This window comes from Mycobacterium sp. E2733 (assembly GCF_001667585.1).
Lineage (GTDB): Bacteria > Actinomycetota > Actinomycetes > Mycobacteriales > Mycobacteriaceae > Mycobacterium.
This window is the reverse complement of the sequence record NZ_LZJZ01000039.1, coordinates 1-893: the sequence shown is the minus strand read 5'-3', so window position 1 is coordinate 893 and position 893 is coordinate 1. Positions and strand designations below refer to the sequence as shown.

The following is an 893-nucleotide window of genomic DNA, read 5'->3' as shown; positions in this document are numbered from 1 at the left end:
CCTCGGGCTGGTCGGCTTCGCGGGCACGCCGTACCTGCTGGTGCCGCCGACCCCGCAGCACCAGGCGACCATCGACGCCCTGAAGAAGCTCGACTTCGCCGACAGCACGGCCACCGGCGAGGCCATCTTCACCGCCCTGCACGCGGTGAGCGCCAACGCGATCACCGGGGGCGACACCCCGCCGCCGGCCCGCATCGTCCTGCTCTCCGACGGCAAGGAGAACAAGCCGTCCAACCCCAGCGATCCGCATGACGGGGCCTACACCGCGGCGCGGCTTGCCCGCGACGAGGGGGTGCCCATCTCGACGATCTCGTTCGGCACCAAGACCGGCGAGATCGAGATGGACGGGAAGCGGGTGGCCGTCCCGGTCTCGACCGACCAGACCCTGCAGAAGATCTGCGAAATCACCGACGGCCAGTCGTTCCACGCGGACAGCCTCGAGTCGCTGAAGAACGTCTACGCGACCCTGCAGCGCCAGATCGGCTACGAGACCGTCAAGGGCGACGCCAGCCTGGCGTGGATGCTGCTGGGGGCCGTCGCGATGGCCGGCGCCATCTTGGCCGGGCTGTTGCTGAACCGCCGGCTGCCGTCCTGAGCGGTCAGACCGGGAGCCGCCGGTTGATCCGCAGCGCCAGCGCCGTCGCGATCAGCGCGGTGATGACGCCCAGGCGCAACCACCCGGCGCTGCCCGGCCCCGGCACCGTGCGGTAGCCGATGTCCTTCTCGATGGCGTTGTAGCTCTTGGACAGCTCGTCGACGTTGCTGGCCGTGTAGGACTGCCCGCCGGACAGCTTGGCGATCATCTTCATCTGGTCGGTCGAGACCGGGACGGCCACCCGCTTCCCGTCCATCTCGATCTCGCCGGTCTTGGTGCCGAACGAGATCGTCGAGAT

Annotated in this window: 1 protein-coding gene and 1 pseudogene; one reads left to right on the top strand and one right to left on the bottom strand. The window is 69.2% G+C overall.

All coding sequences use genetic code 11. The features are described 5' to 3' along the window. Window positions 1-595 (top strand): VWA domain-containing protein (locus A5678_RS09150; RefSeq protein WP_156746827.1); only part of this gene is annotated, 595 nt, incomplete at its 5' end. A 4-nt stretch (window positions 596-599) separates the two neighbouring features. Here the strand turns inward: A5678_RS09150 and A5678_RS09145 are convergent. Then, window positions 600-893 (bottom strand): annotated as a pseudogene (locus tag A5678_RS09145) (hypothetical protein); the annotation flags it as partial.